General features: G+C 35.7%; 28 protein-coding genes, 6 tRNA genes, 1 rRNA gene and 2 other RNA genes. 8 read left to right on the forward strand and 29 right to left on the reverse strand.

The window, feature by feature from the left end:
• The first annotated feature begins 127 nt into the window (after positions 1–127).
• Positions 128–310: a hypothetical protein gene (locus tag ACFX4E_RS14675; protein ID WP_323618025.1), complete on the forward strand. Its 183-nt coding sequence runs from the start codon at positions 128–130 to the stop codon at positions 308–310.
• Positions 311–362: 52 nt separating this feature from the next.
• On the opposite strand, the gene ACFX4E_RS14680 is transcribed toward ACFX4E_RS14675, so the two are convergent.
• Entirely contained in the window at positions 363–638 is a 276-nt protein-coding gene (locus ACFX4E_RS14680) for a DUF4181 domain-containing protein (protein ID WP_377238582.1), read from the reverse strand.
• A 193-nt stretch (positions 639–831) separates the two neighbouring features.
• Here ACFX4E_RS14680 and ACFX4E_RS14685 point away from each other — a divergent pair, with 193 nt between their 5' ends.
• Positions 832–1,482, forward strand: coding sequence for a DUF975 family protein (locus tag ACFX4E_RS14685; RefSeq protein ID WP_060745119.1), 651 nt, complete (start codon positions 832–834; stop codon positions 1,480–1,482).
• Positions 1,483–1,530: 48 nt separating this feature from the next.
• Here the strand turns inward: ACFX4E_RS14685 and ACFX4E_RS14690 are convergent, their stop codons facing one another.
• Positions 1,531–2,445, reverse strand: coding sequence for a DMT family transporter (locus ACFX4E_RS14690; protein ID WP_098247858.1), 915 nt, complete (start codon positions 2,443–2,445; stop codon positions 1,531–1,533).
• A 514-nt stretch (positions 2,446–2,959) separates the two neighbouring features.
• Here ACFX4E_RS14690 and ACFX4E_RS14695 point away from each other — a divergent pair.
• Entirely contained in the window at positions 2,960–3,805 is an 846-nt protein-coding gene (locus ACFX4E_RS14695; RefSeq protein WP_043981056.1) for a C40 family peptidase, read from the forward strand.
• 57 nt (positions 3,806–3,862) lie between these two features.
• Here ACFX4E_RS14695 and ACFX4E_RS14700 read toward each other — a convergent pair whose 3' ends face one another.
• Positions 3,863–4,528, reverse strand: coding sequence for an MOSC domain-containing protein (locus ACFX4E_RS14700; RefSeq protein WP_377238583.1), 666 nt, complete (start codon positions 4,526–4,528; stop codon positions 3,863–3,865).
• Between the two features lie 433 nt (positions 4,529–4,961).
• On the opposite strand from ACFX4E_RS14700, the gene ACFX4E_RS14705 reads away from it, so the two are divergent.
• Positions 4,962–6,137: a NupC/NupG family nucleoside CNT transporter gene (locus ACFX4E_RS14705; protein ID WP_025750788.1), complete on the forward strand. Its 1,176-nt coding sequence runs from the start codon at positions 4,962–4,964 to the stop codon at positions 6,135–6,137.
• 343 nt (positions 6,138–6,480) lie between these two features.
• On the opposite strand, the gene ACFX4E_RS14710 is transcribed toward ACFX4E_RS14705, so the two are convergent.
• The 12 genes from ACFX4E_RS14710 to ACFX4E_RS14765 all read right to left on the reverse strand — a co-directional run bounded on the left by ACFX4E_RS14710 (position 6,481) and on the right by ACFX4E_RS14765 (position 10,414).
• Positions 6,481–6,571, reverse strand: a tRNA-Ser gene (locus ACFX4E_RS14710).
• Between the two features lie 114 nt (positions 6,572–6,685).
• Positions 6,686–6,762, reverse strand: a tRNA-Arg gene (locus ACFX4E_RS14715).
• A gap of 12 nt (positions 6,763–6,774) precedes the next feature.
• Positions 6,775–6,856: transfer RNA gene (locus ACFX4E_RS14720), tRNA-Leu, on the reverse strand.
• A 10-nt stretch (positions 6,857–6,866) separates the two neighbouring features.
• A tRNA-Met gene (locus ACFX4E_RS14725) sits at positions 6,867–6,943 on the reverse strand.
• A gap of 18 nt (positions 6,944–6,961) precedes the next feature.
• Positions 6,962–7,054: transfer RNA gene (locus ACFX4E_RS14730), tRNA-Ser, on the reverse strand.
• A 15-nt stretch (positions 7,055–7,069) separates the two neighbouring features.
• A tRNA-Ile gene (locus tag ACFX4E_RS14735) sits at positions 7,070–7,146 on the reverse strand.
• Positions 7,147–7,505: 359 nt separating this feature from the next.
• Complete coding sequence (locus ACFX4E_RS14740) at positions 7,506–8,357, reverse strand: tyrosine-type recombinase/integrase (RefSeq protein ID WP_377238584.1); 852 nt, start codon at positions 8,355–8,357, stop codon at positions 7,506–7,508.
• 125 nt (positions 8,358–8,482) lie between these two features.
• Positions 8,483–8,598: ribosomal RNA gene (gene rrf, locus ACFX4E_RS14745) — 5S ribosomal RNA — on the reverse strand.
• Between the two features lie 53 nt (positions 8,599–8,651).
• An RNA gene (ffs, locus tag ACFX4E_RS14750) (signal recognition particle sRNA large type) lies at positions 8,652–8,916 on the reverse strand.
• A 13-nt stretch (positions 8,917–8,929) separates the two neighbouring features.
• Positions 8,930–9,118: non-coding RNA, 6S RNA (gene ssrS, locus ACFX4E_RS14755), on the reverse strand.
• 329 nt (positions 9,119–9,447) lie between these two features.
• Entirely contained in the window at positions 9,448–9,627 is a 180-nt protein-coding gene (locus tag ACFX4E_RS14760; RefSeq protein WP_028409545.1) for a small acid-soluble spore protein H, read from the reverse strand.
• Between the two features lie 526 nt (positions 9,628–10,153).
• Positions 10,154–10,414, reverse strand: a complete 261-nt coding sequence (locus ACFX4E_RS14765) for a hypothetical protein (RefSeq protein ID WP_377238585.1) — start codon at positions 10,412–10,414, stop codon at positions 10,154–10,156.
• 356 nt (positions 10,415–10,770) lie between these two features.
• Here ACFX4E_RS14765 and ACFX4E_RS14770 point away from each other — a divergent pair, with 356 nt between their 5' ends.
• Positions 10,771–10,926, forward strand: coding sequence for a hypothetical protein (locus ACFX4E_RS14770; protein ID WP_176524009.1), 156 nt, complete (start codon positions 10,771–10,773; stop codon positions 10,924–10,926).
• A gap of 313 nt (positions 10,927–11,239) precedes the next feature.
• Here the strand turns inward: ACFX4E_RS14770 and ACFX4E_RS14775 are convergent, their stop codons facing one another.
• From ACFX4E_RS14775 to ACFX4E_RS14790, 4 genes are all read right to left on the reverse strand, one after another.
• Positions 11,240–11,671 carry a branched-chain amino acid ABC transporter substrate-binding protein gene (locus tag ACFX4E_RS14775; RefSeq protein WP_377238586.1) on the reverse strand — a complete coding sequence of 144 codons (432 nt, stop codon included), beginning with the start codon at positions 11,669–11,671 and terminating at the stop codon, positions 11,240–11,242.
• Positions 11,672–11,875, reverse strand: coding sequence for a helix-turn-helix transcriptional regulator (locus tag ACFX4E_RS14780; protein WP_033580110.1), 204 nt, complete (start codon positions 11,873–11,875; stop codon positions 11,672–11,674).
• Positions 11,876–12,713: 838 nt separating this feature from the next.
• On the reverse strand, positions 12,714–12,947 hold the full coding sequence (locus ACFX4E_RS14785) for a hypothetical protein (protein ID WP_377238587.1): 234 nt from the start codon (positions 12,945–12,947) through the stop codon (positions 12,714–12,716).
• Between the two features lie 210 nt (positions 12,948–13,157).
• Positions 13,158–14,153, reverse strand: a complete 996-nt coding sequence (locus ACFX4E_RS14790) for an NADPH:quinone oxidoreductase family protein (protein WP_377238588.1) — start codon at positions 14,151–14,153, stop codon at positions 13,158–13,160.
• Positions 14,154–14,300: 147 nt separating this feature from the next.
• Here ACFX4E_RS14790 and ACFX4E_RS14795 point away from each other — a divergent pair, with 147 nt between their 5' ends.
• On the forward strand, positions 14,301–14,894 hold the full coding sequence (locus ACFX4E_RS14795; protein ID WP_377238589.1) for a TetR/AcrR family transcriptional regulator: 594 nt from the start codon (positions 14,301–14,303) through the stop codon (positions 14,892–14,894).
• Positions 14,895–16,641: 1,747 nt separating this feature from the next.
• Here the strand turns inward: ACFX4E_RS14795 and ACFX4E_RS14800 are convergent.
• Together ACFX4E_RS14800 and ACFX4E_RS14805 are read right to left on the reverse strand one after the other, a co-directional pair.
• Positions 16,642–16,944: a hypothetical protein gene (locus ACFX4E_RS14800; RefSeq protein WP_377238590.1), complete on the reverse strand. Its 303-nt coding sequence runs from the start codon at positions 16,942–16,944 to the stop codon at positions 16,642–16,644.
• 334 nt (positions 16,945–17,278) lie between these two features.
• The gene (locus ACFX4E_RS14805; RefSeq protein ID WP_221840950.1) at positions 17,279–17,506 is read right to left on the reverse strand and encodes a hypothetical protein; all 228 of its coding nucleotides are present in this window, start codon (positions 17,504–17,506) and stop codon (positions 17,279–17,281) included.
• Positions 17,507–18,016: 510 nt separating this feature from the next.
• Here ACFX4E_RS14805 and ACFX4E_RS14810 point away from each other — a divergent pair.
• On the forward strand, positions 18,017–18,205 hold the full coding sequence (locus ACFX4E_RS14810; protein ID WP_014458940.1) for a hypothetical protein: 189 nt from the start codon (positions 18,017–18,019) through the stop codon (positions 18,203–18,205).
• Positions 18,206–18,456: 251 nt separating this feature from the next.
• Here the strand turns inward: ACFX4E_RS14810 and ACFX4E_RS14815 are convergent, their stop codons facing one another.
• The 8 genes from ACFX4E_RS14815 to ACFX4E_RS14850 all read right to left on the reverse strand — a co-directional run bounded on the left by ACFX4E_RS14815 (position 18,457) and on the right by ACFX4E_RS14850 (position 23,604).
• Positions 18,457–18,942: a tetratricopeptide repeat protein gene (locus tag ACFX4E_RS14815; RefSeq protein ID WP_028409553.1), complete on the reverse strand. Its 486-nt coding sequence runs from the start codon at positions 18,940–18,942 to the stop codon at positions 18,457–18,459.
• A 125-nt stretch (positions 18,943–19,067) separates the two neighbouring features.
• Positions 19,068–19,361 carry an RNA polymerase alpha subunit C-terminal domain-containing protein gene (locus tag ACFX4E_RS14820; protein ID WP_328240888.1) on the reverse strand — a complete coding sequence of 98 codons (294 nt, stop codon included), beginning with the start codon at positions 19,359–19,361 and terminating at the stop codon, positions 19,068–19,070.
• A gap of 162 nt (positions 19,362–19,523) precedes the next feature.
• Complete coding sequence (locus ACFX4E_RS14825) at positions 19,524–20,231, reverse strand: DNA alkylation repair protein (protein WP_377238592.1); 708 nt, start codon at positions 20,229–20,231, stop codon at positions 19,524–19,526.
• Between the two features lie 40 nt (positions 20,232–20,271).
• Positions 20,272–20,643 (reverse strand): iron chaperone, encoded by a 372-nt coding sequence (locus ACFX4E_RS14830; protein ID WP_377238593.1) that lies wholly within the window; start codon positions 20,641–20,643, stop codon positions 20,272–20,274.
• Positions 20,644–20,784: 141 nt separating this feature from the next.
• Positions 20,785–21,378 carry a YdeI/OmpD-associated family protein gene (locus ACFX4E_RS14835; RefSeq protein WP_377259103.1) on the reverse strand — a complete coding sequence of 198 codons (594 nt, stop codon included), beginning with the start codon at positions 21,376–21,378 and terminating at the stop codon, positions 20,785–20,787.
• Between the two features lie 338 nt (positions 21,379–21,716).
• A complete protein-coding gene (locus tag ACFX4E_RS14840) occupies positions 21,717–22,223 on the reverse strand; it encodes a MepB family protein (RefSeq protein ID WP_377238619.1) in 507 nt (168 codons plus the stop codon).
• Between the two features lie 194 nt (positions 22,224–22,417).
• A complete protein-coding gene (locus ACFX4E_RS14845) occupies positions 22,418–22,879 on the reverse strand; it encodes a hypothetical protein (RefSeq protein WP_377238595.1) in 462 nt (153 codons plus the stop codon).
• A gap of 593 nt (positions 22,880–23,472) precedes the next feature.
• Positions 23,473–23,604 (reverse strand): hypothetical protein, encoded by a 132-nt coding sequence (locus ACFX4E_RS14850; protein ID WP_255256546.1) that lies wholly within the window; start codon positions 23,602–23,604, stop codon positions 23,473–23,475.
• A gap of 314 nt (positions 23,605–23,918) precedes the next feature.
• Here ACFX4E_RS14850 and ACFX4E_RS14855 point away from each other — a divergent pair, with 314 nt between their 5' ends.
• Positions 23,919–24,827, forward strand: a complete 909-nt coding sequence (locus ACFX4E_RS14855; RefSeq protein ID WP_377238596.1) for a DMT family transporter — start codon at positions 23,919–23,921, stop codon at positions 24,825–24,827.
• Positions 24,828–24,887: the final 60 nt, after the last annotated feature.

Here is a 24,887-nt window from a genome sequence, read left to right on the forward strand (position 1 = left end):
TAAAAGTAGTTTGATTAAAGGAAGATCCGAACGAACTTGATTTTTGATGGAGAATCAAATTCGTTCGGGTTTTTTTATGGGTATAGTGAACGTAGGCTTGTTTCATATATGCAGGTGTTTCTAGTGGTTGATTGGAGGGCAAGACGAAGACTCCTGCGGGAAAAGCGGGACAGGTGAGACCCCGCAGGAGCACACGCGACGAGGAGGCTCACCGCCCGCCCGCGGAAAGCGAAGTCTTGCACGGAAATCAACAGCGGTTTATTTCGTTATGTCTAAATCTTATTTTACATATCCGTCATCAGTAATATAAACGTCCCAAATAAGAAAAAAGTTGCACCAAACCACGAGTGGTAGTGCTCTTTTTACTTTCTTTCAAACTTCCATTCTTCGAAACCTCGAATTACGTATAGGAGAAAAAAGAAAAGAAACATAAAAGCCGAGGTGTAGGCTGGAGGTATAACGAAGATGAGCACTAAAAACGAAGCAAGCATCACCATTTCAATTGTGACAAACAGCGGACGCCTTCCTTTAAAACTTCTCCAATAGCTTTTTTTCATCTTTGTATGGAGCTTTTTTCGCATGACAAGATCCAGAAAGATATAAACAACTGCCAGAATCAACAAATACACAAGCGTCATTTTCATTCCTCCTTCCGATCGAAAATATCCTTATACTTCCATTTTAAAGAACTTTCCACAAATTTCAAGCGTCTAAAAAATCTTTACACAACTTATTAGTGCAAGCATTCATATATTCAAAAATCGCTAATATATTGACTAATGTACAGGTTGAATTCTCTGTATAAACTCACCTAGAGGGGGACATCAAGTTATGAGAATAAAAGAAGTGAAGCAAGGTGCACTCGCAGCGCTGAAAAACCGCTGGGGATTTGCCGTACTGCTTACGTTCGTTACGTATCTAATTGCTGCCGGTATTCCAGGACTTATTGACTTTTTAATCAACGGATTTCCAAGCGGGTCTGAAACCGAATACTCTCAGTCTACCTTAGCTAATATTGTATCCCTGCTGCTCGTACCGCTCTTTTTCTCTTACTACTGGGTACTATTGCGTCTGGTGCGAGGAGAAAGTGTACGTGTAGGAAACGTGTTTGATTCGTTTTCATGTGCGGGATTATATTTTAGAACCCTCGGACTTTACTTGCTAACGATTATTTATACCGTGCTATGGAGTATTTTATTAATTATTCCCGGCATCATCAAAAGCCTTGCCTATTCACAGGCTTACTACGTATTCCGGGATAACCCAGATTATTCGGTCAACCAGTCTATTACTGAAAGCAGACGATTAATGAACGGCTACAAGTGGACCTACTTTTTACTTGTTTTAAGCTTTATCGGCTGGGGAATTTTAAGTATCATCACGCTTGGCATCGGATTGTTATGGCTCGTTCCGTATGTAACGACTTCGCTTGGCGTATTTTATGAAAAGCTAAAAGCAAATGAAACTGAAGTTGCTGAATAAACGAAAAACCGTATTCGAGTTGCGAATACGGTTTTTTTATGGATAGCTTTACGCTGCCTGGTCTCCTCCATCAGAGGGCTTTAACTTTTGATTCTTCGCTTTTTTATTTACTAAATAAATACTGATAATAATAAGCACCAGCCCTACAAGAAGTGACGACGTAAACGGTTCGTCTAAAAAGAGTGTACCGATGACAATTGAAATAATCGGAACAAGAAAATTAAAGGACGCCACTTTGCTGGCCTCTCCTCTACTGATTAAATAAAAATAAATGAGCCACGCAACGGCAACGGAAAACAGTGCTAAAAATAAAAGCAGCAGCATAGATGATGAATTCCACACCATATGAGACCATCCTTCCACTCCGCTTCCAGCTGCTGTCATAACCACTCCGCCGACAAGACTTTGAACGGTAATAAGCCAAATGCCATCTACACTGTCGCTAATACGCTTGATATAAACGGTTCCAATCGCCCAGCTCAGTGCCGTAAGGACAGCTAAAAAAATTCCAACGGCTGAAGCATTAGCAGATAATTCTCCCGTGCTGATGGTAGCTACACCTACAAAGCCAAGAAGCAACCCCCCTATCTTCACAGCGTTCATGCTTTCGCCAATCCACATCCATGCAATGATGCCGATGAGCACCGGCTGCAAGTAGACAATCACGCTGAAGACCCCTGCTGGCATAAACATAAGTCCAATCGTTTGCAGACCGTAGAATAAGATTGAATTAAATAGACCTGACACCATATATTTACGCCAGTTCTGCTTCCAGTGAAGCTGTTTATATCTTGGCAGTGCGACTGCTAATAAGATGATTCCCGCACTTAATGACCGCAGTCCAGATAACAAAATAGGCGATGAATAGCCAAGTGCCAGCTTCGACATCGGCCACGTTAATCCCCAAATCAATACGAGAGCAGCTAAAAGAATTCCATTAATAAAAGATGATGACTGTTTCATACAACAACCACTCCTACCTATATGAATGTAAATGACTCACGCGTTCATTCCTCCTTGTATACTACGCTTCTTTTTTGCTCACTTCAATTGCACGCTTTTAATGTACTTCATGTATAGCAGTTATAGTAACTGAGTTTCTATTATGACAGCTTATCTTTCTTCTCTATGTGCTCATCCAGAAAAAATAAAGTGCATCGCTAGTGACGATATCACTTTTTATCTATAGCTTTTATACATCCTAAAAGCCTTGAAGCCATTCAGCTGCTGGGTTTCTGCTCCCATTTTTCATTTAGCTTACATATTTTCTAATAAATCTATGAATCTCCTAAACATTTCTACCTAGATAAATTGTCAGAATTATTACAGAGAAGGTGACAATTCTACTTATATCGCCCTTTAATATTAAAACTATGTTACAAAATGTCGTAATTTGGAATTAGATGTTTACTTTTCCTGTCAGGATTGATAGACTCACACTTGTGAATAAAACAAGTTATGGAAAGGGAGAAAGAACATGCTAAAGAAAGCAAATCGTACAGTTATGAATATGGGGTTAGCAGCATTACTTGTTCCCGCTGCCCTAACATTTAGCACAACTTCAGCAAGTGCTAATGACGGAGGCGCTGCACCAGCACCCGTACAAGAAAAGGTAACGCCAAGCGTACCTCAACAACAAGCAACTACTACTACTAATCAAAAAGTCATCGTAAACGTGAGTGCGTTAAATATTCGTCAAGGAGCTAGCTTTTCATCTCCAGTCGTTGGAACTGCAACACAAGGTCAAGAGTTTGCTATTTTAAAAGAAGCAAACGGCTTAGTTGAAATTGCACCAAACAAATGGATTTCAAAAAGCTCAAGCTACGTAACAATTGCATCAGGTAAACCAAGCGCAAGCCAAGTAAAAGGTGTAAGCACATCAACTCCTTCTACTTCTACAGCATCTGCATCTACATCTGCAGCACAAGAAACTAGCACACCAGCACCTGCTCCAACAACAAGCACGGCTTCTGGAAGCACAGTAAATGTTGCACGTAGTTTAGTAGGATCACCTTACCAATGGGCAGGAAACACACCAAGCGGTTTTGACTGCTCAGGCTTTATCGCATACGTGTTCAACCATAGCGGTCACAGCATTTCACGTACAAGCGTAGCCAACTACTGGAACATGGCGACAAAAATTTCGTCTCCACAACCAGGCGATCTAGTATTCTTCCAAAACACATACACAAGCGGCCCATCTCACATGGGAATCTACATCGGAAACGGCCAAATGATTCATGCTGGTTCACACGGTGTAGCTGTAGCTGACCTAGATGTTTCTTATTATCAAGATCATTTCTTAGGATACGGACGCTTCTAAGAAAAAAATGCCCTCTAATCGTTAGATACGTTCTAACGATTAGAGGGCATTTACTTTTTATCGCTGCGCGACGGAAAGCGCCTTTTCAATGCGCGTTTGAAATTTATGCTTCCAGTCTTCAGCCAGCTCAGCCACTTCTAAAGCCCGCTGCATTCCTTCTACATCTTTTGAGCGATGGAAATATAAATCAAGCGTAAACCAAACGGATACTTGGTTTGGATGAGCTTCAATCAATTTCACTTCCGCATCTTGCGTAATCGTACCTTCTTTCAGCACGCGGCAAAGATAGCCGGTATAGCTTGTCTCAATCATTCGTTTTAAAATTCCTTTAACGCCCGTTCGCTTTGTAATTGTGTCGCATGGATTTCGACCTTGCGTCACTTGAATAACGGCGTCTCCTACTTGATAAACGTCTCCAATGCATACTTCTTTTTCAAGCATGCCTGCAACAACAAGATTTTCTCCAAACGCAGACATGGGGAGCTCCGTATCAAACTCTTCGTTCCATTTTTTATAGTGCTCATACGGATATACGCACACCGCACGATCCGGACCGCCGTGATACTTTAAGTTCGCTACGCCGTCACCTTGAAACCCTTCTTTTGCTAAAAACGTTTCGTCTACTTGCTTCTTGCATATGCCTGTACGCATTTCTTTGTCAGGACTGTAAGCCATTTGTTCAGGCGTTCCGGTTGCTAAATGAATTATTTTACGTTCATTCATTTGTACCTCTCCCTTCCCCTTTTTCCCTTACTAATTACGTCATATTTTACCACATTTTAAAGATGGCGTTCTTATCTTTTGTGTATCCCACTAAAATCTTGGCAATATCATGAAAGTTTAAAAAATATTTCACAATTATATTAAAAATATCTTCATTTCCTCTTTTTCTTTTGTTCGAAATGATTTAAGATAGTAGAGGCTGTCGAAATATAAGTTATTATGTCAGCTCTGCATGTTTCTTTACATAATAGCACATAGTAAATATTATTTTACAATTACGTCATTTTTTACAATGGCCTAAAAAATTTTGCCCATTTTTAACAAAATTGGCGTAAAAGTTCCGTTTTTGTATAAAATAGAGGCCGATTTACATAGTCATTTCTATGCACGTCCCTCTTTTATAAATATAGAATACATGTAAGGAGAAAAGTAAATGTCAATTTTAATGGGAATTATCGGGATTGTAATTATCTTAGCAGTTGCATTCCTCATGTCGAACGACAGGAAACTTATCAACTATAAAGGCATCGCAGTTATGCTGGTTATCCAGCTTGCTATCTCTGCTTTTATGATGAATACATCGATTGGTCGCAAGGTGCTTGACTTTATCACAAGTGTATTTACAAAGATCTTATCATTTGGTAACGACGGAATTTCGTTCGTGTTTGGAGATCTTGCAGGAAAAGGCATTTTCTTTATCCAAACGTTAGTTATGATTGTATTCGTTTCAGCATTATTAAGTATTTTAAACTACTCTCGTATTTTACCCTTTGGGATCAAATATATCGGAGGACTTGTTTCAAAAATTACGGGACTTCCCCAAATTGAAAGCTTCACAGCCGTGAACGCAATGATTTTCGGTGATACAACGGCGCTAATTGCGGTGAAAAACCACATCGGGGGTTTAACACCAAACCGTTTATTTATCGTTACAACAACGTCTTTAGTATCCGTTTCTTGTTCGATTCTAGGCGCGTACATGCAGATGATTCCGGCGGAATACGTCTTAATTGCCCTTCCGCTAAACGTATTCTCTGGCTTAATCGTTTCTTCTATCGTTGCACCAGTAAAAGTAGAAGATGAAAACGAAGTGGATATCAAAGCACCTGCTAAGCAAGGCACCCTGTTTGAAGCAATCGGCGACGGAGCACTAGACGGTGGACGCGTTGCGTTAATCGTAGCAGCGATGCTTGTAACGTACGTTGGTCTTTTAGCATTAGTGAACTACGTCTTAAACGGCGTCATCGGATTAACGGTTCAAGACATTTTAGGCTATATCTTCTACCCAATTGCCTTTATCATGGGTATTCCGGCAGACGAACTAATGAGAGCCGGCGGCGTAATGGGAACAAAAGTAGTAGCAAACGAATTCGTTGCTATGCTTGACTTCCAAAAAATGATGCCTCACCTTTCTGAAAAAACAGTCGGTATCGTATCAGCTTACTTAATCTCATTTGCCAACTTCAGCTCAATTGGCATCGTTCTTGGTACGATTCAAGCAATCAATGGCGAACAAGCTTCACGCGTTGCGAAGTTCGGCTTAAAGATGCTGTTAGTCGCGACAATGGGCTCGATTTTAACAGGTATTATGGTTGGATTATTTATTTAATGGAAAAGCACTCACTTGTGGTGAGTGCTTTTTTGTTAGGGCTGGTTCTTTTGGGGTTATAGCTGGAGCGTTTCTACAATGTTGAAATTTATTAAATATCTCTGTTGACATACTCCGAGTTATAGGCACTATTATCAAATGCTTTTTATCTTCATTCTAATAACATTTAAATTAGTTTTACATATTGGATTAAAGCAATATCTCTTATCCAATAAAAAGACAGCTTGCTTTATCAGCAAACTGTCTTTTTTGTAATGACCCGTCCGGGATTCGAACCCGTGTTACCTTTTTAAAAGGACAATTTCTCGACCACTCGGTCAACGGACCAGATAAAATTATAAAATGGCAGAGAAGAAGGGATTCGAACCCTCGCACCGTGTTAACGATCTACTCCCTTAGCAGGGGAGCCCCTTGAGCCACTTGGGTACTTCTCTGTATGGATCTCCTACTGAGAGATACTGTGGAATAATAGTAGGCCTAAGTGGGATTGGCACCGACCTTACGCTTATCAGACTTGGGCTCTACCAAAATGAGCTGCTTCCCGTTTATGGCGCGCCCGAGAGGAGTCGAACCCCTAACCTTTTGATCCGTAGTCAAACGCTCTATCCAATTGAGCTACGGGCGCTTCCTAAAATAGTGCGGATGAAGGGACTTGAACCCCCACGTCATAAGACACTAGATCCTAAGTCTAGCGCGTCTGCCAATTCCGCCACATCCGCATGTGAAAAATGGTTGCGGGGACAGGATTTGAACCTGCGACCTTCGGGTTATGAGCCCGACGAGCTACCGAACTGCTCCACCCCGCGATAATAATAAAGAGACAATGGAAGAGGAAGAGGGATTCGAACCCCCGCGGGCTTTGACACCCCTGTCGGTTTTCAAGACCGATCCCTTCAGCCAGACTTGGGTATTCCTCCATATTTCAGGTTCAATGGTGGACCTTGTAGGACTCGAACCTACGACCGGACGGTTATGAGCCGTCTGCTCTAACCAGCTGAGCTAAAGGTCCTTTCTAAGTTCTCTCTTAGAATGTGGAGACGGCAACCGAATTTGATCGGTGATAAAGGAAAGGTATTGCACACCTTGACCTTACCACGTAGCTATGCCACCAATAAGTATAGAAAGAAATTACAGTAAGTCGCGTTTATTGGTAGGCTGCCCCATTCTTATGAAACATGGACTAGTAATTTAATAATTAATATCTGTTTCGCTACCAACAAAAATTATTTTACCTTATAATTTCGTAGAAGTCAATATCTATGTAAAATGTGTTTTAATACTTAATTTTGCAATTATTTAAGTAGGAACATACACCTAAATAAAAAAACTCTGTAACAAGAATCATGATTCTTGTTACAGAGCTTATTTTTATAAAAAGGTTTGCGTAATCGCATTTTCTAAATCTCTTGTAGAAGATTTTAGGTATCGTTTTGTAACATTCACATCAGAATGGCCTGCTAATTCGGCAACTGTTGCAATATCTATCCCTTTCTTAACTAACTCATGACAGAAAGTATGGCGTAATTTATGAGGATTTACATTATATTTTTTTAACATGTACTGAACCGTACGTGCAGACATTCTTCTATCAAAATTAGAGACAAATAAAGCTTCATGATTAGAATCAAGTGAATCAATATATTTCTTTAAACTATTTCTTGCTTCTGTAGAAAGAGGAACAAGTCGCTTTTTAGACCCTTTAGCATTACGGATAATTAAAAAACCGTCAGATTTGTTAACCTTTACGTCTTTATGATTCAAAGCACAAATCTCTGATACTCGAATCCCTGTATGTAATAAAGTATATACAATAGCAATATCACGAAGGTTTCCCTGTTGCTTTACTTCAGATAAAAGGCGCTCACGCTCACTTGCTTCTAATGACTGTGGTACACCCTCGTTATTTTTCTCTTTTTGTTTACGTTCAATATTTTGAACAATTTCTGATTTTTCAAGAAAGCGTGAAAAAACGCTAATTGTGACAAAAGCTTTTTCTATAGTCGACGCACTTTTATTATTAGATTCAAGGTTAATCATATAAGCTTGGACATTATTTCTTGTTACTTGATCTAAATGTTTACCTTCACTTAGAAGCCATTCATGAAATTGGTTTAGCACTGCTCGATAGGTTTTAATCGTATTATCAGATTTGCCTGATTCTATTAACCATCGGCTAAATTCATCAATCAACGGAATAACTTCTAGGCTATTTTTTTTCACTCTAAATCCTCCTACATGTACTAATAAATTACGTAAAACATAACATTTAATTTCGTAGAAATCAATTCAAACGAAATTAATATACAAAAAAACAGCCCATCATTGATATGATGGGCTGTTTTTTTGCCTGACAACATCCTACTCTCACGAGGAGAAAGTCCCCACTACCATTGGCGCTAGAGAACTTAACTTCCGTGTTCGATATGGGAACGGGTGTGACCTCTCTGCTATCGCCACCAGACCTATTAAAGATAGTTTTCTTAACACTAAATAAAAATTGCTAAGTAAAAAACACCGTGCACCCGTCATTGACATGATCAAATAAGCGTTACTTGTACAGTTAGCTCGACCGGGCTGTGCTGCAACACACAGAAGAATCTACTTATGGCTGCTTCCTTCCGGACCTGACCATGTTCATAGGTTTCTGTTGTGCAGGACCTAGTTGTCAACACCACTTGTCCAAGTCAGACCTTACCTGACTCATACCTCTGTTAGGAATTAAACCCTGCTAAGGCGGATTGCAGGTTACAGGGCACCGCCATCTCCCCGTCTAGCACGGTATGTATAGTTAAGGGATTCCCACCTATGTCGTCCTCCCAATCTGTTTTGTGAACCCGCGATCTCGCAGGTGGGTTTCCGCATATTAACGTTCCAGCGATCCTGTGTCAAAGACAGGCATGGCATCAGTCAACAAATGTAGGAATCCCAAATAAACAGTACGGTTCAAAACAAATAGGGCATAACGTACATCGTAGGATAAGTATTTAATGTGTTTATTGATGATATAGATTATCCTACAATAAAATTTCGTAGAAGTCAACATAAACGAAAAAACAACTCCTAACTCTCAATGTTTTCTTATTTGCTTGATTTTCTGTTGTTGGGAAGGGATTCCTTTGAAAGATGGAAGTTATAAGGAGTCGTGTTTCATTATATTGAGTCCTCCACTTAAAAGTGAAGTTCATTACGATTAGATTTTTATACATCCTTGATCTGACAACACTTTTCTGATGCGGTTATTTTTCTTCTTATCCTATGGGAGAAAAATAAAAAAGCCTACATAAAACGGCTTTTTTATTCTAAGAGTAAATTATTGTTCTGTTAGTTCAGTTATAGAAACACTTTGCTTACTATTTGGTTCATCCAGGTTATGAATTGTAGCTACCCCATTTTGTTGGTCTACATGCTCAATGTAAATGCTTTTCCCGTTATGTATGACATTGGCCATGTCCACTGAATCGGCAATTTCTTGTGCTCTTTGTGCATCCATCTTTATCTAGCCTCCTTTTTATTTATGACAGTGAAAGTATTTGTTTTTAATTAATTTTTATGCATTTAATTCCTCTATATAAAATCAATTTTAATTTTTCAAATGAGACATAAAGCAGTCAAAAAGCTATCTCGTTCATAATTTGAGATAGCTTTTCATTTTATTATTCAGTTTAATCTTCTTCTGGAATCTTAATTAAAATGGCTATAGCTATTGTTGCCAAAAATATAACCCCTAAAGTTAGCAATAGACTCGTACTCATATGCCTCATCTACCCTTCTCTTTTCATCCCTATGGTTCCATTTTAGCAGAGGAAATCAGGTAATAAAACTGGAAATGATAGCGTTTTACTAAAAAATTTATACATGTTAAAATAATGTAGTTGTTTTAACTCAACCAACGTATTTAACTTTTTGCTTGAATAGAGCAAGCTACCTCTTTCCTATTTTGGGGTAGCCCTTTTTTTATTGTGATAAACTAAAATGTTGTTTTGGATCTATTCCTTCCTGCCCTCGGTTTACATTCGTTATTTACGCATCTGTTCAATCTCTTCTTCTGTAAGCTCCGTTAATTCAAATATTGTTTGATTATCCATACCTTTTTGCAGCATTCTTAATGCTACTCTCTTAATAGCTCTTTTTTCTCCTTGCTTTTCAGCTTTTTTTAATGTCCATGTTTCATCTACTTGGAATTCCTGTTTTACTTCATAAGTCATTAACATTTGTGGATCCTCAGTTACACGTGCCCATTCATTCATCGCATTTTTCAACGTTTGATCTTTCTCCATTACAACTTCCTCCAAAAATGAGTAAAATCTTCATCTCTTGACACATTAAACAACAATAATTGTTTTACTAATTATGTGTCCTTTTTACGATACTATTCTTACCTATTCCAAAATCAAATTAACTCCATAAAGCTTGTCCGTCCCCCCTAAAACTAAAAAAGAGTAATTACTGCATTAGGTGAAGTGTAAGTAGTAATGTAAGATGTGCTCGGTTGTTTATATCCTAGGGTTGGCTTGGTGATCAATAGGGTTTTGATTCAGAAGCAACTAACAAATTATTTATTTAATTTATATGTTTTTTCTTATAGTTGCACATATTAAAAACAATACTAAATGAAAGCGAGATGAGATAAGTAATGTCAAAACAAGGGACACAGAAAAAGAATCAAACAAGAGAGCAAGTAGAGAAGCAAGATAAAAGAAATGATGTTGAATTAGGCAATGAATTTCAAACTGGCAACACAAGTTCCCAGAGCCAGAAAAAAAGTGGACGCCAAGTAAATAAAAAATAAATTTAATCTTTCGAGGATAATAGGAAACCTCAGTTCAAATGTATGACTTGAACTGAGGTTTCTTTTATAGAGTGAAGAAGACTTATGTGAAAAAGAGGCACCAAGCTAAAAAGAATCTGAATTCTATTATGAAAAAAGAATTCAAATAAAAAAAGTATCTCACATTAGATAATCGTTAAGTAATGAGGGGATATTTTTTTGGAACCTTCTGTCCAAAATCAAGTAATTATGAATTTACCCCTATCGAAAAACAGTTTATTTAGAGTATAAAAGTGTAGTTAATATAAAACGTATTCCAGGAATTGTTTATAGATTATTCTTCATCCTCTTTAGAACGTTTTTTTATTAAAAAATAACCAAATGAAAAAGTTCCTAAAAAACATAAAAATATAACTGAACCAATTATTATGCTATCAGCCATGCTACTATCAGATGTTATCCTTGTTAGTAAGCCAAAAATAACTCCGGCAGCTAAACAACATAATACTAATAAGTAATAAGGCAATTTTCTAATTCGTCTCTCATTTTCATAGGAGTCAACGGAAATACTTAAGTTTAAATACCCTAATATGACACTGGTAAGTATCAAAACTAGCCATATAGGATTATCGGTAATATTATTGAATCCTTTCGTAATACCGTCGTATAGTACAATCCCCACAAGTGCTAAAGTTTGAAAAGCAAACGCAAAACGAATATTTTTTAAGTTTTTGATAACAAGTCTTTCGTCTGTTATTACTTTCATTTAAATCTCCTCCTGATCAACCCAAAAAATCTCATCTAAGGTTTTATTGACTGCATAACATATTTCTAAGCAAAGTTTTAATGTAGGATTATATTTTCCTTTTTCAATTAGACTAATGGTTTGACGGGTAACACCAACTTTTTCAGCTAATTGATGCTGAGTTAAATCAGCCTGTACACGAAATATCTTTACATTGTTTTTCAATATAAACCAATTCCTTCCTAATTTAAGTGTAACATATACATTACATTATTCAATATATATGTTACATTGTCCCCGAATTAAATTTATACAATCAACATTACAGGAACCAAGAGAAGATTATAAATAATGCGTTTAATGAGATATAGAGGGTAAGTATAAAAATAGAACATATTTACAAATACCAGGAGGGAAAAGATGTTCAAATTACCTTCTTTTCAAATTATGGTGTTAATTGCGCTTATGATAGCTTCTGTGAGCTGCGTGATACAAATTAGACTCTTATTCATTAAAGAGTCCGTAAACGATGAACCAGAAAAGATAAAAAGTAACAAAAAAAGAGTGTATATTAATATATTAGTTATCTTATATTTCTATAATGGCATATATACAAATGTATTATAAAAATATTAAAAACCAACAAAAAAACTAGCTGTATTATTTGCTATAATGTTTTTTCCGGGAAAAATTAGCAATGCAAAATGCTGATTTTTATGTATAAGTCTTTTGGATATGTTGAAAAAAGGTAATAAACTCAATGAAAAGGTGGGGTTTTTATCAAGTTTTTACGTATTACCATAATAGCTTCTGTTCTATCTTTTATTGGCATTGTATTTAGAATAATTTATGGTCAAATAATCGGAGATAAAGATGTTCAGATAGAAAGTCTTATTGGACTTTTCATCGGTTTCTTTATTTCCATTTTTATAATCTACTATTTCAAAGATTATCGTAAAACAGACAAATAACTATACAAAATAAGGCTCAAAATACTTTTCATAAGCTATTCATTTCTAGTTACCATAAAACGTGTTATCGGTAGAAATAAAAAAACAGACCTTTAGTTAAAGATCTGTTTTCTTTCTTTAGCGAAAACTAGATACGTTCCCACTATAAGCATAATGCCCGAAGCTATACAAATTAACCAGTACATTAAAGGGTAACTATATGAAACTGTCATAACTCCAGTATCTCTATTTAATGTTTTAACGATAAACGGAGTATACATCATCTTAATAGTTAAGTATGTTAATAAAGCTTGAGCAAGAAGAAATATCCCTATTGCACGTTTCACGACTCTGCCTCCAAACTCATACATGTTTCTATGTACACTCTAACATAAATAGCCTTGCTTATTAATGCTAGTTACCATAATGTACCTTCTAGGCACGAAAAAAGCTAAGGGTTTAACCCTTAACTTTTTTGGATGTATTTCTCAAATATTTTAAAAATCCTTTATAGTGCTTGATTTTTTACATTAAGAAATCTCAATATAAATTTTTTATCAGACTAATTTTACAATCGTTCTTCCTCTTACATGCCCTTTTAAAATGTTAGGAAGAACAGTAGGAAGCTCATTTAAATTAATTTCTTGTGAGATAAAATCTTCAAAATTAGATGGTTTGAAATCTGTTGCTATGCGCTGCCATATTTTTAAACGTGTTTCCATTGGACAGTATACAGAGTCAATTCCAAGTAGATTGACGCCTCTTAAAATGAATGGAAAAACAGTAGAGGCCAGTTTTGTCCCAGCTGTTAACCCACTAACAGCAACTGAACCTCCATATTGAATCTGGCTTAAAACAGAGGAAAGAGGATCCCCCCCAACAGGGTCAACTGCTGCAGCCCATTTTTGTGCCCCTAAAGCTTTAACCTTTCCTCCATACGTCATATCCCTTGAAATAATGGTATAAGCTCCGAGTTTTCGTAAATACTCATACTCCGATTCTTTCCCTGTGCTAGCTTCTACTTTATAACCCAGAGAGTTTAAAAATGAGACCGCAAAACTGCCAACGCCACCGGTTGCACCTGTCACAAGAACTTTTCCTTTTTCTGGTGACACCCCATTCTCCTCTAGACGTTGTATAGATAGGGCTGCCGTAAAGCCTGCTGTTCCTACTACAATGGCTTCTTTAAGAGTCAAATTTTCAGGTAAAGGTACAATCCAATCACCTGGAATACTGGCATATTCGCTGTATCCACCAAAGTGGGAAACACCTATATCGTAACTTGTTGCAATGACTTCATCTCCTTGATGAAAGCGAGGGTCATTAGAAGAAACGACTACACCTACTAAATCTACTCCTGGTATAAATGGATAATTTCTTACGATTTTACCATCAGGAGTACCTGCTAGCCCATCTTTATAGTTAATCCCCGAATAATGTACCTTGATTAAGACATCACTCTTAGGCAAAAATTCTAGAGAAATATTTTTTACATTCATTGAAAATTCATTATTAACTTTGTCTACTACTAGCGCTTTGAATTGATCTTTCATTTTGTCATTCCTCCTTTGTGAAACTACTTCTAGTATACATTATTATTCTGACCGGTCAAACTTTTTTGACCGGTCAGAATAATTTTTGTTCAAATTTTATAAAATGTTGTATACTAATTTGTATGTTTAGTTTGCTGGAGGTTTATTATGAAGAAAAAAGCAGAAGAGAGAAAGAATCAAATATTAAGAGCAGCTTTCCAAGCTATGTCAGTACAAGGTTATAATTCGGTTACCTTACAGAGTATTGCTGATCATGCAGAAGTTAGTAAAGGAGTCGTCCATTATTATTTTGAAAATAAGGAAGATACCTTATCTCAACTCCTTGAGTGGCTTACAAATAAAATCTATAACTATGAGCTTGCATCAGTGAATTCAGAGTCTACTCCCTTGGGTAAATTAAAAGCTTATGTAAACTCAGTGTTTGTCGCCCCTGGGAAAAATGCAAAATTTTATAGAGTTTATTTAGATTTCTTGTCTCAGGCAGGTCAAAATGAAACATATAGAAAAATTAATCATCATTTTTATCAAAACTGTTGGGGCATTACATCTGACATTATTACTTCTGGTCAGAAAACAGGAGTGTTTGAACAGAATATTAATATAGAAAACACTTCAAAAACCATGCGCGCTATTATAGATGGATTGCTCATTCAATGGCTAATGAACGAAGATATAAATTCCCATCAATATTACAAAGAGACTTGCTATCAAAGCTTTTTAGACTTGCTAAAAGTTAATTAGATACTCTTTTTTGACTTTTTAATCTGTCTAAACTGTCTACCTTCTATACTTTAAATGATAAACAGGAAGAACAAAGTTTAAAATCAAATGAAGCTTTGTTCTTTTTTATAATATGTAATTCACAGAAAAATTAGATACTTAAGGATTTTTATCAGAACAAGCATATCTGTTATAAGCTATCGTTAGAAACAATCCAATAATCAAAGTTAGGCATATCATATGCAAAGCTAGTTACCATAATCCAGATTCTAGGAACGAAAAGAGCACCTATTCTAGTAATTAGGTGCTCTTTTTACTGTTTACTCTTCTTTTCGTCCAAAAAAACAAACCAAGGACGGAATCGAAATAATTACTAAGACAGCAATAAAAATTTCATTATTCTATGTATAAGCAAACAGCTTATCAGTTCTTATTCAAGCGCTTATTCTGTTTTCTAACATTAATAACTTTCCAAATAAACAAGCCTAGAGAAACTAATAAAACTAACCAAAAGATTTGAAAGATTATATCTGCCCAATTAATACTTATTATGTTCATACTATCGCCTCCTATAATATATACGAATAAGTTTCATAAAAGTTACATATTTACATAATTTTAACGGATGTACTTCAGGAAACCTATTGCATACCATATACAGATCTAGTTTACATAATGTCTCTTTCCGGAAGATATGGAAAAAAGGAGCTCTTATGTATCAAGGGCTCTAAGCTTGTCGTCCAAACAGTAGTATGCAGCTTTTTATACATCCTTGATTTCATAAGGTTTATAAAAAAAGTAAATGTTCTAAGAATGCATAAAAAAAGTAAATGTTCTAAGAATGCATAAAAAAAGTAGCGTTTTTAATCGCTTTTTTTATCTAGTTTAATGTACATAAAGGCAAATAACAAAAACAATGCAATACTAATAGGAAAAATAATATAGGAGTCAGTCTGTTCACTTACACTAGATTTTAATGTGTAGTTATAGATGACAAATGAAACTCCAACAATAGCTATTAATATTTGATATGTTCTTTTCTTACTAAACATATAAAACACTCTCCTTTAACTTGAATAAGCTACTCCAAGAATAAAATAGCAGGTTCAGGTGTAATAGTAATAGTAGCAATTGCAATTCCGATATATTTAACTTATCCTCAGTTATTCATTGCTTCAATAATCACCATTATATTTTGGTTTGCATATGTAGTAAAAAACATGAAAGTATAATCTTTTTAACTAATAGGAGGAAATAACTTGAAGTGAAGTTTAAAGTCTATTTGAAAGTTCGTAAAATCATACCTTTACGGATCCTGATTTTCAATCTGCTTTCAAATGTTAAAGAAATAAAGTCAGGTTTTTTTATAGATTGTTAATATTTTTATAGAAAGATGGTATAACCGAAACTAAATCCATAGCAGCCTCGGCTATCCCCTCCTAACTTCCTCTTCTAATTATTATAAGCATTCATCTGTTCCTTGTACTCCTATTGAACCATTTCAAAATCATAGCCCCTTCTACTTTCGCATTGGTAGTTTCCACTTCATCTTTGGCTTTCATGACTTGATTGTTAGCTTCCTCTAATTGTTTTGTTAGCTCAGCTAGCTTAGTGTTCGCACTATTTAGTGTATCCTCTGTTTCTTTTAAGTCACCTTTTGTTTCTTTTTGTTTATACTTCTAAATGACAGTTCCAATCCATAGTCATAGCTTGTCGCTCGTCACATACGAAAAACCCATGTACAGAGTTCTATGCATGGGTTTTCTTTTTAATGGTATCCGTATCCTGTTACTCGGTAATCATCGCCATAATCTACTGTGACAGACATTTCTTTTTTCTTCTCTTTACCCTTAGCATACCCGTGGACTAATACTGTACTTAAATCTTCTCCACCTAAAAATTCAACATCTTTGGGAACAAAATCAATGTCTCCTTCGTCTTTCATATACGTAGCCGCTACTGCTGAAGCGAGTTTACTAATTTCCTTCTTATCCATTTCATCCTTATTCTGACAACCAGCTGCTACTACTAAGAGTAATAGAAAAATAGCAATCAACCTTGATTTCATCATCTATATCTCTCCATCTTTTGGAAGTACCTATATAGTAGAATTATACTCTGTTATCGACAAATAAAAAACAGACAGAAACATTTTCTATCTGTCTGCAATGAATTTTTATTCGAATTCATTTTCTTTTTTTTCAATAGTCTTTTTGATTTTATTTAATGTATCAGAGTCAATTTTATACATTAACTCACGTATTCCAGTGGCTCAAAATGCACTTGGAAAAATAACCTTCACCTTGCACGTTCCATGATTTATTCTATCGGGAAAAGACCGTTTAATCCCCCTTAAATTTGCTCGTCGTTATACTTATAGAATTAGTTACACTTTGATATATAGCTTAATTGATAGCTTCAAGGGCTTGTTTCAAATAATCCATTTCAGAGGTTATATCATCTATCTGTTGGTTTAATTGATTTACTTTATCAAGAGTATTCTGTGCATCTAATAAATTAATTTCTAACATCAAACGGCTTGCTTCACTCTCAAGTTCTAGTCTCTTTGCAAATAATACCTCATGCTTTTTTATAATTTCAGATTTTAAATTCTTACTATTGGTTTCTTTCATACTTCTACCTCACTAACTTGTAATAACAGTATTTTATTGAGATGTAAATTTCCCTATATAATTTAATAATTACCTATAGGGAGGTTTATGACATAGTTAAAGCTGCCTTTTTTACTTACAGGAAAACCACATTTATTTCGCATTTACATAAGATGAATAATAAGAACCCATTAAAATAAATTCCATTATTCACTTTCTTTGGATGGCGTTCATAAGTTCTTGGTGTTGACATTCAGATACATACTGAGTGTTCAAAAGCTTCCCTAACTGTTAAAAATAAATGTAAAATTCCATAATAAGGGAAATTTTAAATCATTTAGTTTTTTTTGCAGGAAAAGAAAGCGAAGTATATAAAAATAACAGTATGCATTAAAAAGTGTTAAGAACATTTTATTATCATTTTCTATCAGCACGAGAGCAATATTGAGAAAAGAGCTTATATAAGTCCGTGTCTTAAGTATGCCTATTATATAGAATGGGTTACTTAGTAACTAAGGGAAGGTGATTTATATGTTAGGGGAAGAAGATTTAAAAGTAAATTGTATATCAGCTGCTATAGGTTTACTCATCCAACATAACATTATCACTCACCAGGAACTGGACAAACTAACTAAAACAAATTATCACGTTTTTTATCATTTTCTCATGGATAAGCTAATTGAAGAAGAGTTTAGTAAGGATAGAGTTGTACAAACATAAATGCTTCAACAAAGAAAGAACCGCAAGATTAAAAGAAAAGATCTCCTATTTCAAATGTAATTCTTATAGGGCCCCTTACATATTAGACATATATAATATGTAAGGGCTTTCTTATTTATCAAAGCCTCCTATAGTTTAAATGTATTTCTTCACAATCTATCATTTGATCAAAGGAACTCTGCCAATAATGTTACAAAAAAAGTCATCTCCTCGTTTCAGAAAAAGAACGTATATTCAGTGAATTTCACAAGCTACTTCCAAGTCTGATCCAGTTTATCTGAATAAAAATGTAAGGCTTTTTTATAACTTAGTATTTCATTGTCATTTGTCGTATGTAGTAAGCATTTCAGTAACAGTTCCATCGCTTGATTATGTTCTTTTAAATTGTACAAGGTCATAGAATAAAACACTTTAATTACATGATTATCTGGGAATAATTCCATCCCTTTTAAAAATATATCTTTTGACTTTTCATATTCCCCTAAGGCTCTATATGTGCTGCCCAACCCCAACACTGCACCTTCCATATCCTTAGAAGGTAACCCTATCTTTATGGCATTTTTGTAAAAGGGCACTGCCTTTTCTTCTTCTCCTAATATGTCAAAGCTCCAAGCACATTGATAGTTATATAAAGCATTGTCTGGGAATTCCTTAACTAATTCACTTAGCAACTCGTTAGATTCTTTGTGATTTCCATTCTTTCGTAACGCTAATGCTTTATCTAATTTGTTATTCAACTTAAATCTCCAACCCTTCTTTTTCCCACTACTTTTTTATTTCTTAACCTCCTTCCATATCCATAAATTCAGCGTATTCGTACACTTTATCCAGATCTATTTCTTGTTTTAACTGTTCTTAATGTTTAATTTTTAAAGGCTAACCCATTGGCCTGCAAAGCTGTTCTAAGTTTAGGTAAAGAAGCCGGCCCCATGCCATGAAATTGTAATATCTCTTTTTCACTAAATGTTGATAGCTGCTGCAAAGAAGTTATCCCGTTGCTTTCCAATGCTCGTCTTGCTGGTGCTGATAGCATGGAAATAAATCCCTCTTTAGGTTTGCGTTCTTGCTCACAGGTTGGGCAGGTCGGACAGTTACTGCTTTTATAATATTTGTGTCCTTTATGACAGATCCTTAGATTTTCCTTTCGGATGTTCATCTTTAATCTCCCCTTTTCCCAAGAACTTTTTTGCTTTCATCCTCTGCCACTTCTTCAACGGATGGTTTATGAAGGAACAAAACATCCTACGTATAGTAAACTAATTATTATTAAATGCTTGTTAGTCTCCTTTTAGATAGTGCAACTCCATCACAAATCATGCTAACACCTTACATGTTTGCGTTTAAAACCAAGCCTTCCTCTATCTATATCCTTTTGAATGTTTTCGGCAGCAAGAAGAATACTACTTTTTTTCTTATCTTTCTTAACTTCGACTGGACCTACTGCCCTTGCAGTTTCAAGCGCCTTCTCATGAAGCGGCAAATATGAAACACCGACTGTATAGATAAAATTATTCATAGCCGATTTCGTTCGATCTGGAGAATCATGAATCGTGTTTTCCACTTGATTAAGCATATCGGCAATCTTGCTTGTGCTAAATTCCTTGTCAGGACGATTACCCAAAAGCCAGCAGTAACAACTCCATCCTGCCGACATTTTAAGTTCTTCATCACTTGCCACCCATTTATCAGCAACAACTTGCGCAAAATCGGTTTCTGACAACGTTACTGCAACTACATAATCGGATAGCATGTAAAAATACGCTTTATCGATCCAACGCTCAAAATCCTCCGCAGTCATCTCTGTTGGGTCTGCAATGATACCGGCAAAATACATAGCGTCATAATTACCAGACGCATAAAGCTGCTCGGCTAAAGCCTGATTTTTCTTAATTTTCTTTGCAATCGGCTTCATTTTTCCTGTTGCCACTCCAAAAAGTGGATCGTGTGCACCATTGTTTATGTAAGTCTTTTTAATTCGTTCCGTACCAAGCGCTTCAAGGTCTTTCATAACCATTTCAAAGTCCACCGTTCTGTCCCCTCCTTCTTCTCCGTTCATAACCTGCTTTTTATTTCCGCCAAAAAGTTGAACAGTCTTTCTTATCTAACATATTAAACTCAATTATTTTTTTAAGTAATTCATAGTTTACTGGCTCAGTCCATAGAATTCGGAACAGGCCTTTGGTAGCGCTGTATCCAGCTTGGGCAATGTCATGATTAAAGTGCGCCATGCCTGTTTCTTCAGGTGAAACGCTCAAATGATGTTTCGCTGAGGCAAAGCCGATGATGAATGTTCCACGATCAGTAAACATTGGCGTATTCCATTTGATTTGTGGTTCCAAATTCGGGAAAGTATTAGCAATCCAAGTCAAAACCTCCTCTGTTCGGTCACGGTGGTCAGGGCTATCTATACGCGCTAAATATTCTGCAAAAACTTCCATAGCATTTTCTCCTCAAATAAATTTTTTTTAATTTACTCTACTTTTATACAAATGGAACATCAGTCAGTTCACTTAACCTTGTTTCACTTTTGACTCAAATACATTAACAATTTATATTGGCCACGTTTTAAATAAAATGTACTAATCATTTAATCCTTTTCCATTAAGAATGTTCGGAATGCATTTTTCAACCCTTGATTCTCGAGTCTTAGATTGTTTGGCCGCAGAAAAATAAAGAATATATGCTCTTTGCCGTCCTAGAGTCAGTGTAGTAAAAGCCGTTTTTAAAGCAGGTATTTCATCAAATTTATGCTGCAGCTCTTCAGGAATAATGAGTTCTTCAGGCTTTTTAACTTGGACTTTTAATCCGGCTTTTTCCACCTCGATGGCCTCATCAATATAAGCTTTCAAGATGGCTTCCTTTTCAGCTATTTCTTGCACATTGGTAAACCGAATTTGTCGTGCCCCTTGTACATTCTCCGTTTGTTGGATTAGAATACCATGAGAATCTTGTAACAGAGAACCTTTGGGGAACAGCAGCGCACAGTATTCTTTAAATCCATGCATTAAAACAATGTTTTTTTTCTCGAACGTGTAACAAGGATTCATCCACTTAAAATCTTCGGTCAACTCACAGTCAAGAACAATCTTTCTCAACGTCTCATATTCTTCTTTCCACTTTTTAGCTTTAGTTAAAAATTCATCAACCTTAGGATTCATTTTACTATTTGTCATCAAGGAACACTCCTATTCAATTTTTTAATCTGTGGCTCTAGCAATGATATAGTCAGCCGTCAATTCATTTAATGGTGTTACTATTCTTCAAATGTAGGAAATGCCCTTCTTAAACTGACGTGATAGTTATTAAAATTATAAACATTTCAAGTAGGTTCGCTCATTATACAATGCGAACATCAATTAGTTTACTTAACCGCATGTGATCCATGAAGATAAATAAATTACTAAGAGCATCAACAAACTGAATGAATCCTGTCTTTGTTATGCATTGACCCTTCTTATACTATGTAAAGTGTACTTGCTAATTCATATGTAAGGCTTCAATCGTTACCCATCTAGGTGTATAGCTTTAATAATTTTTGATGGAGCAAATTATTCGCATCGTTCGTCTCAACAAAATATTCTAATTGCCATTTTTGTGTTTCCATAGCTTGTTTGCTAGTTGGTTTATCCCATATCGGATACACTCTAATTGCCATTTTACCTTTTGTAGTAGCCGTTTTAAGGATTTTTTGTTTTAAAAGAACTTCTTTTGGAAAAACGAATTGTCCAAATCTATTTGTACTAGTGAAGGTATTAATAACTAATAGATCGGTAGCTTTTCCATACGAAAAGGCCTGGTTTTTATAGGTCGCATCTTTTTCCCAAAAGGATACAAACTGCCCTACCTTGTTAGGGGTAGTTTTCGCCACCCTAAATCGTACAGATTTTAAATTTAACTGAAAGGTACCAGCGCCATAAGCTGAATTCTGAGCTTCTTCTCGAATAGCTTTTATAACGAAGTGATTGGGTTCATAAAAGCTCTCATTTACATAGGTTAACGCCTCATAAAATTTCATTATTTTTACCTCGTATGTTTATAGCCCTCTTCAATTAATAATAAGTTGTTTGTATTTCTTTTCTCTAAAGCATGTCTAAATATCTTAAATATTCCAAAATGGTATAGCAAAGCTACCCTTGCTTTATAACACCTCTTGATCCATTAAGCGTTGCTACCTCTTAATATAGTTAATGTGCCACATATTAACCTCATTTTTTACTCTTGTTCGCGATCTCTTTGTATTACTGAAATACTTGGAGGTTCAGTTGAAACCACATCAATTATATGATTCAAAGCATGTATTCCATAGTGCTTAAACGGGCCAGGGTGTATATCGTCAGCTATGGTATCAACTTCAATAAAATCTAAATATCTGGACTTTGAATAAACTGCAAAAGCGCTTCCTTTATACATTTCATACTCATCTATCGCAGTAAAACTTTCGTTTCTAACAGAGTATGCAATGTACCAATCAAATGTAAGTCGAATTATAGGGAGTGCGTAATCCACATCAATAGAGGCATATGAAGAAGAAGTGCTTTCTCCTGTTATCTCTTCAGTTACATTCCCACTAATTTTGCAACGTTCAATATCCACTATTAACGCGTTATCCTCAGGTTCAAATATAGAGTTTAAATAAATACAGCCTGGATATTGAAGCAGTTTAGAGTAATTCATAAAGCCCTCCTTTTTTAAACTAAAGCATCGAGTGAGTCCAATAACAAGTAAAAAAGCGTTCATTCTTGGATTACATCTATTCAAAAACCTCTAACTTTAAACGAACAAGCAAAAAGATGACGTGTTATTGATTCGTGGCAAGAGTTTCTAAACTTTAGAAAAGTATAGGCAGGAAGTTAGGATTTATTTTATCTTGAATATGATCTTTCTATGATCCTGCTTTATACGTTTCAAGCGCAGCTCTATTTTTCTATCTAACATCTTATGTGCGATTTGGAAAGTTACACATATGAACAGTAAGATAACAGTAATAATTATAGCGTCCGGCACTTGAAAGCAAAAACATAAGATTGCTAAAAGAAAAGATATAGTACAAGTAAAGTTGATTATCCATTTTTTATTTCTATGAGCTTGAAGACTTTTTTCAAGCAGCTGCTTTTGTCCTTCTTCCCTTTTTATATCTTCTGAATTATTGAGTGTAGAGTTCAATGTTATTTCTCCTTAGAAAACTAATTTTATATAATTTATATATTGGTTATCTTTTCTCTTTAAGATGATGGTATAGTTGGGTGCTCTTAAAGAGAAAGCCCAATTTAATCAATCGTTTTGGCAAGGGCATAGGCTTCTTTCACGCTGATTACAACATCCTCCAACAAGCTCATTTTCTCCTCTTCTTCAACGTTTGCATTTAATATAGAAAAAAACAAAGCAAAGAATGCCTTCATGTCGATACACCTAATGACTCTGTTTGGTAGCTGCTCATAATCGATCCAAAGAACCTATCAAAAAGAACATTCGTTCTCTATATTATACAAGAACAAACGTTCCCTTTTCAATAAAAAATCTAAAGTTTTCCGAATTATTCCTATGAATAACGTCGAATTTATTATTTTATAAAAAAAGAAATACCTTATATACCTAGAGAAAGTTGTCGAGATAACGAAAACAAAAAAACATGAGAAAATGTTCTACAAAGCAAAATTCCGGAATGAAATAATCAACAAAATTTGCCATAATAAGTGAAGTAAGGAGGTGTATTATGTTTCGATTGTATGGAGCCTTAATTGGGCTTAGTTTAATTTGGGGTTTATCTTTTGTATTTATGAAGTGGCTGCTTCCCTCAGCTGGAATATGGGGAATTGTATTTTTTCGTTGTTTAGCAGGTGCAATCATCTTGCTCCCGTTTTTATGGTGGAAGCGTAGAAAAGTTAAAGAGAAACTGCCCTGGAAGGCGTTGATTGTTGTTGGTATATTTAACTGTGGTTTAGCCTGGGGATTAATTTCCTTAAGCGAAACTGAGATAAACAGTACGACTGCCTCCATTCTGAATGCGACCACTCCAATCTGGACAGGTCTCATCGGATTTATTCTTTTTTCTTATCGACTTACCGGACGTCAGTGGATTGGTATTCTTATCGGTTTTTTCGGGATACTCGTCCTTATGGATTTTCAATTTGGTCAGATTTTCGGGAAAGGGTTTGTTGGAATTGGAACAATGCTTGTTGCTTGTATCTGCTATGGGCTTGCTGGGCAGTTAACAAAACGGTTTTTGTCTGAGGTGAGCGTACTAACTATAACAACCTTTACCTTACTAACAGGTGCTATCATCGGTTTAGTTGGGATGTTGATTACCGAACCATTTAAATTAGATTTGTTGATTCATCCACTTCCGATTCTGGCAATTGTGGGTCTCGGCTGTTTTGGCTCAGGATTGGGTCAGTTAATCTATTTTTATATCAATAAAAATGGTGGCCCTGAATTAGCAGCGACGGTTACTTACCTAATCCCTGCCTCGGCCATGGTATGGGGTTATTTACTACTGGGAGAGACAATTACTCCAAACGTAATCATTGGACTACTTATTATCTTTGTGGGCGTTTATCTTTCATCTAGGAAATCAAAAGGTAAAACTCCGCATGTCACTCTTGTTAGCAATAAACAAAATTAAGTAAGTAGATTTTACAGTGTGAGTCTTTAAAGTTATCCCCGAGAGAGGAATTAAGAAACT

The organism is Priestia sp. YIM B13491 (assembly GCF_042787605.1).
Taxonomy (GTDB): domain Bacteria; phylum Bacillota; class Bacilli; order Bacillales; family Bacillaceae_H; genus Priestia; species Priestia megaterium_E.

Excerpts from the sequence above, each read along its gene's own strand:
- ACFX4E_RS14685 (WP_060745119.1), top strand. The coding sequence starts at position 832 with ATGAGAATAAAAGAAGTGAAGCAAGGTGCACTCGCAGCGCTGAAAAAC.
- ACFX4E_RS14695 (WP_043981056.1), top strand. The coding sequence starts at position 2,960 with ATGCTAAAGAAAGCAAATCGTACAGTTATGAATATGGGGTTAGCAGCA.
- ACFX4E_RS14805 (WP_221840950.1), bottom strand. The coding sequence starts at position 17,506 with ATGAAAGAAACCAATAGTAAGAATTTAAAATCTGAAATTATAAAAAAG.
- ACFX4E_RS14775 (WP_377238586.1), bottom strand. The coding sequence starts at position 11,671 with ATGAAAGTAATAACAGACGAAAGACTTGTTATCAAAAACTTAAAAAAT.
- ACFX4E_RS14700 (WP_377238583.1), bottom strand. The coding sequence starts at position 4,528 with ATGAATGAACGTAAAATAATTCATTTAGCAACCGGAACGCCTGAACAA.
- ACFX4E_RS14760 (WP_028409545.1), bottom strand. The coding sequence starts at position 9,627 with ATGGATGCACAAAGAGCACAAGAAATTGCCGATTCAGTGGACATGGCC.
- ACFX4E_RS14765 (WP_377238585.1), bottom strand. The coding sequence starts at position 10,414 with ATGGAGAAAGATCAAACGTTGAAAAATGCGATGAATGAATGGGCACGT.
- ACFX4E_RS14855 (WP_377238596.1), top strand. The coding sequence starts at position 23,919 with ATGTTTCGATTGTATGGAGCCTTAATTGGGCTTAGTTTAATTTGGGGT.
- ACFX4E_RS14680 (WP_377238582.1), bottom strand. The coding sequence starts at position 638 with ATGACGCTTGTGTATTTGTTGATTCTGGCAGTTGTTTATATCTTTCTG.
- ACFX4E_RS14790 (WP_377238588.1), bottom strand. The coding sequence starts at position 14,153 with ATGAAAGATCAATTCAAAGCGCTAGTAGTAGACAAAGTTAATAATGAA.
- ACFX4E_RS14845 (WP_377238595.1), bottom strand. The coding sequence starts at position 22,879 with ATGAATTACTCTAAACTGCTTCAATATCCAGGCTGTATTTATTTAAAC.
- ACFX4E_RS14795 (WP_377238589.1), top strand. The coding sequence starts at position 14,301 with ATGAAGAAAAAAGCAGAAGAGAGAAAGAATCAAATATTAAGAGCAGCT.
- ACFX4E_RS14850 (WP_255256546.1), bottom strand. The coding sequence starts at position 23,604 with ATGAAGGCATTCTTTGCTTTGTTTTTTTCTATATTAAATGCAAACGTT.
- ACFX4E_RS14835 (WP_377259103.1), bottom strand. The coding sequence starts at position 21,378 with ATGACAAATAGTAAAATGAATCCTAAGGTTGATGAATTTTTAACTAAA.
- ACFX4E_RS14705 (WP_025750788.1), top strand. The coding sequence starts at position 4,962 with ATGTCAATTTTAATGGGAATTATCGGGATTGTAATTATCTTAGCAGTT.
- ACFX4E_RS14810 (WP_014458940.1), top strand. The coding sequence starts at position 18,017 with ATGTTAGGGGAAGAAGATTTAAAAGTAAATTGTATATCAGCTGCTATA.
- ACFX4E_RS14830 (WP_377238593.1), bottom strand. The coding sequence starts at position 20,643 with ATGGAAGTTTTTGCAGAATATTTAGCGCGTATAGATAGCCCTGACCAC.
- ACFX4E_RS14690 (WP_098247858.1), bottom strand. The coding sequence starts at position 2,445 with ATGAAACAGTCATCATCTTTTATTAATGGAATTCTTTTAGCTGCTCTC.
- ACFX4E_RS14820 (WP_328240888.1), bottom strand. The coding sequence starts at position 19,361 with ATGAACATCCGAAAGGAAAATCTAAGGATCTGTCATAAAGGACACAAA.
- ACFX4E_RS14770 (WP_176524009.1), top strand. The coding sequence starts at position 10,771 with ATGTCAAAACAAGGGACACAGAAAAAGAATCAAACAAGAGAGCAAGTA.
- ACFX4E_RS14800 (WP_377238590.1), bottom strand. The coding sequence starts at position 16,944 with ATGATGAAATCAAGGTTGATTGCTATTTTTCTATTACTCTTAGTAGTA.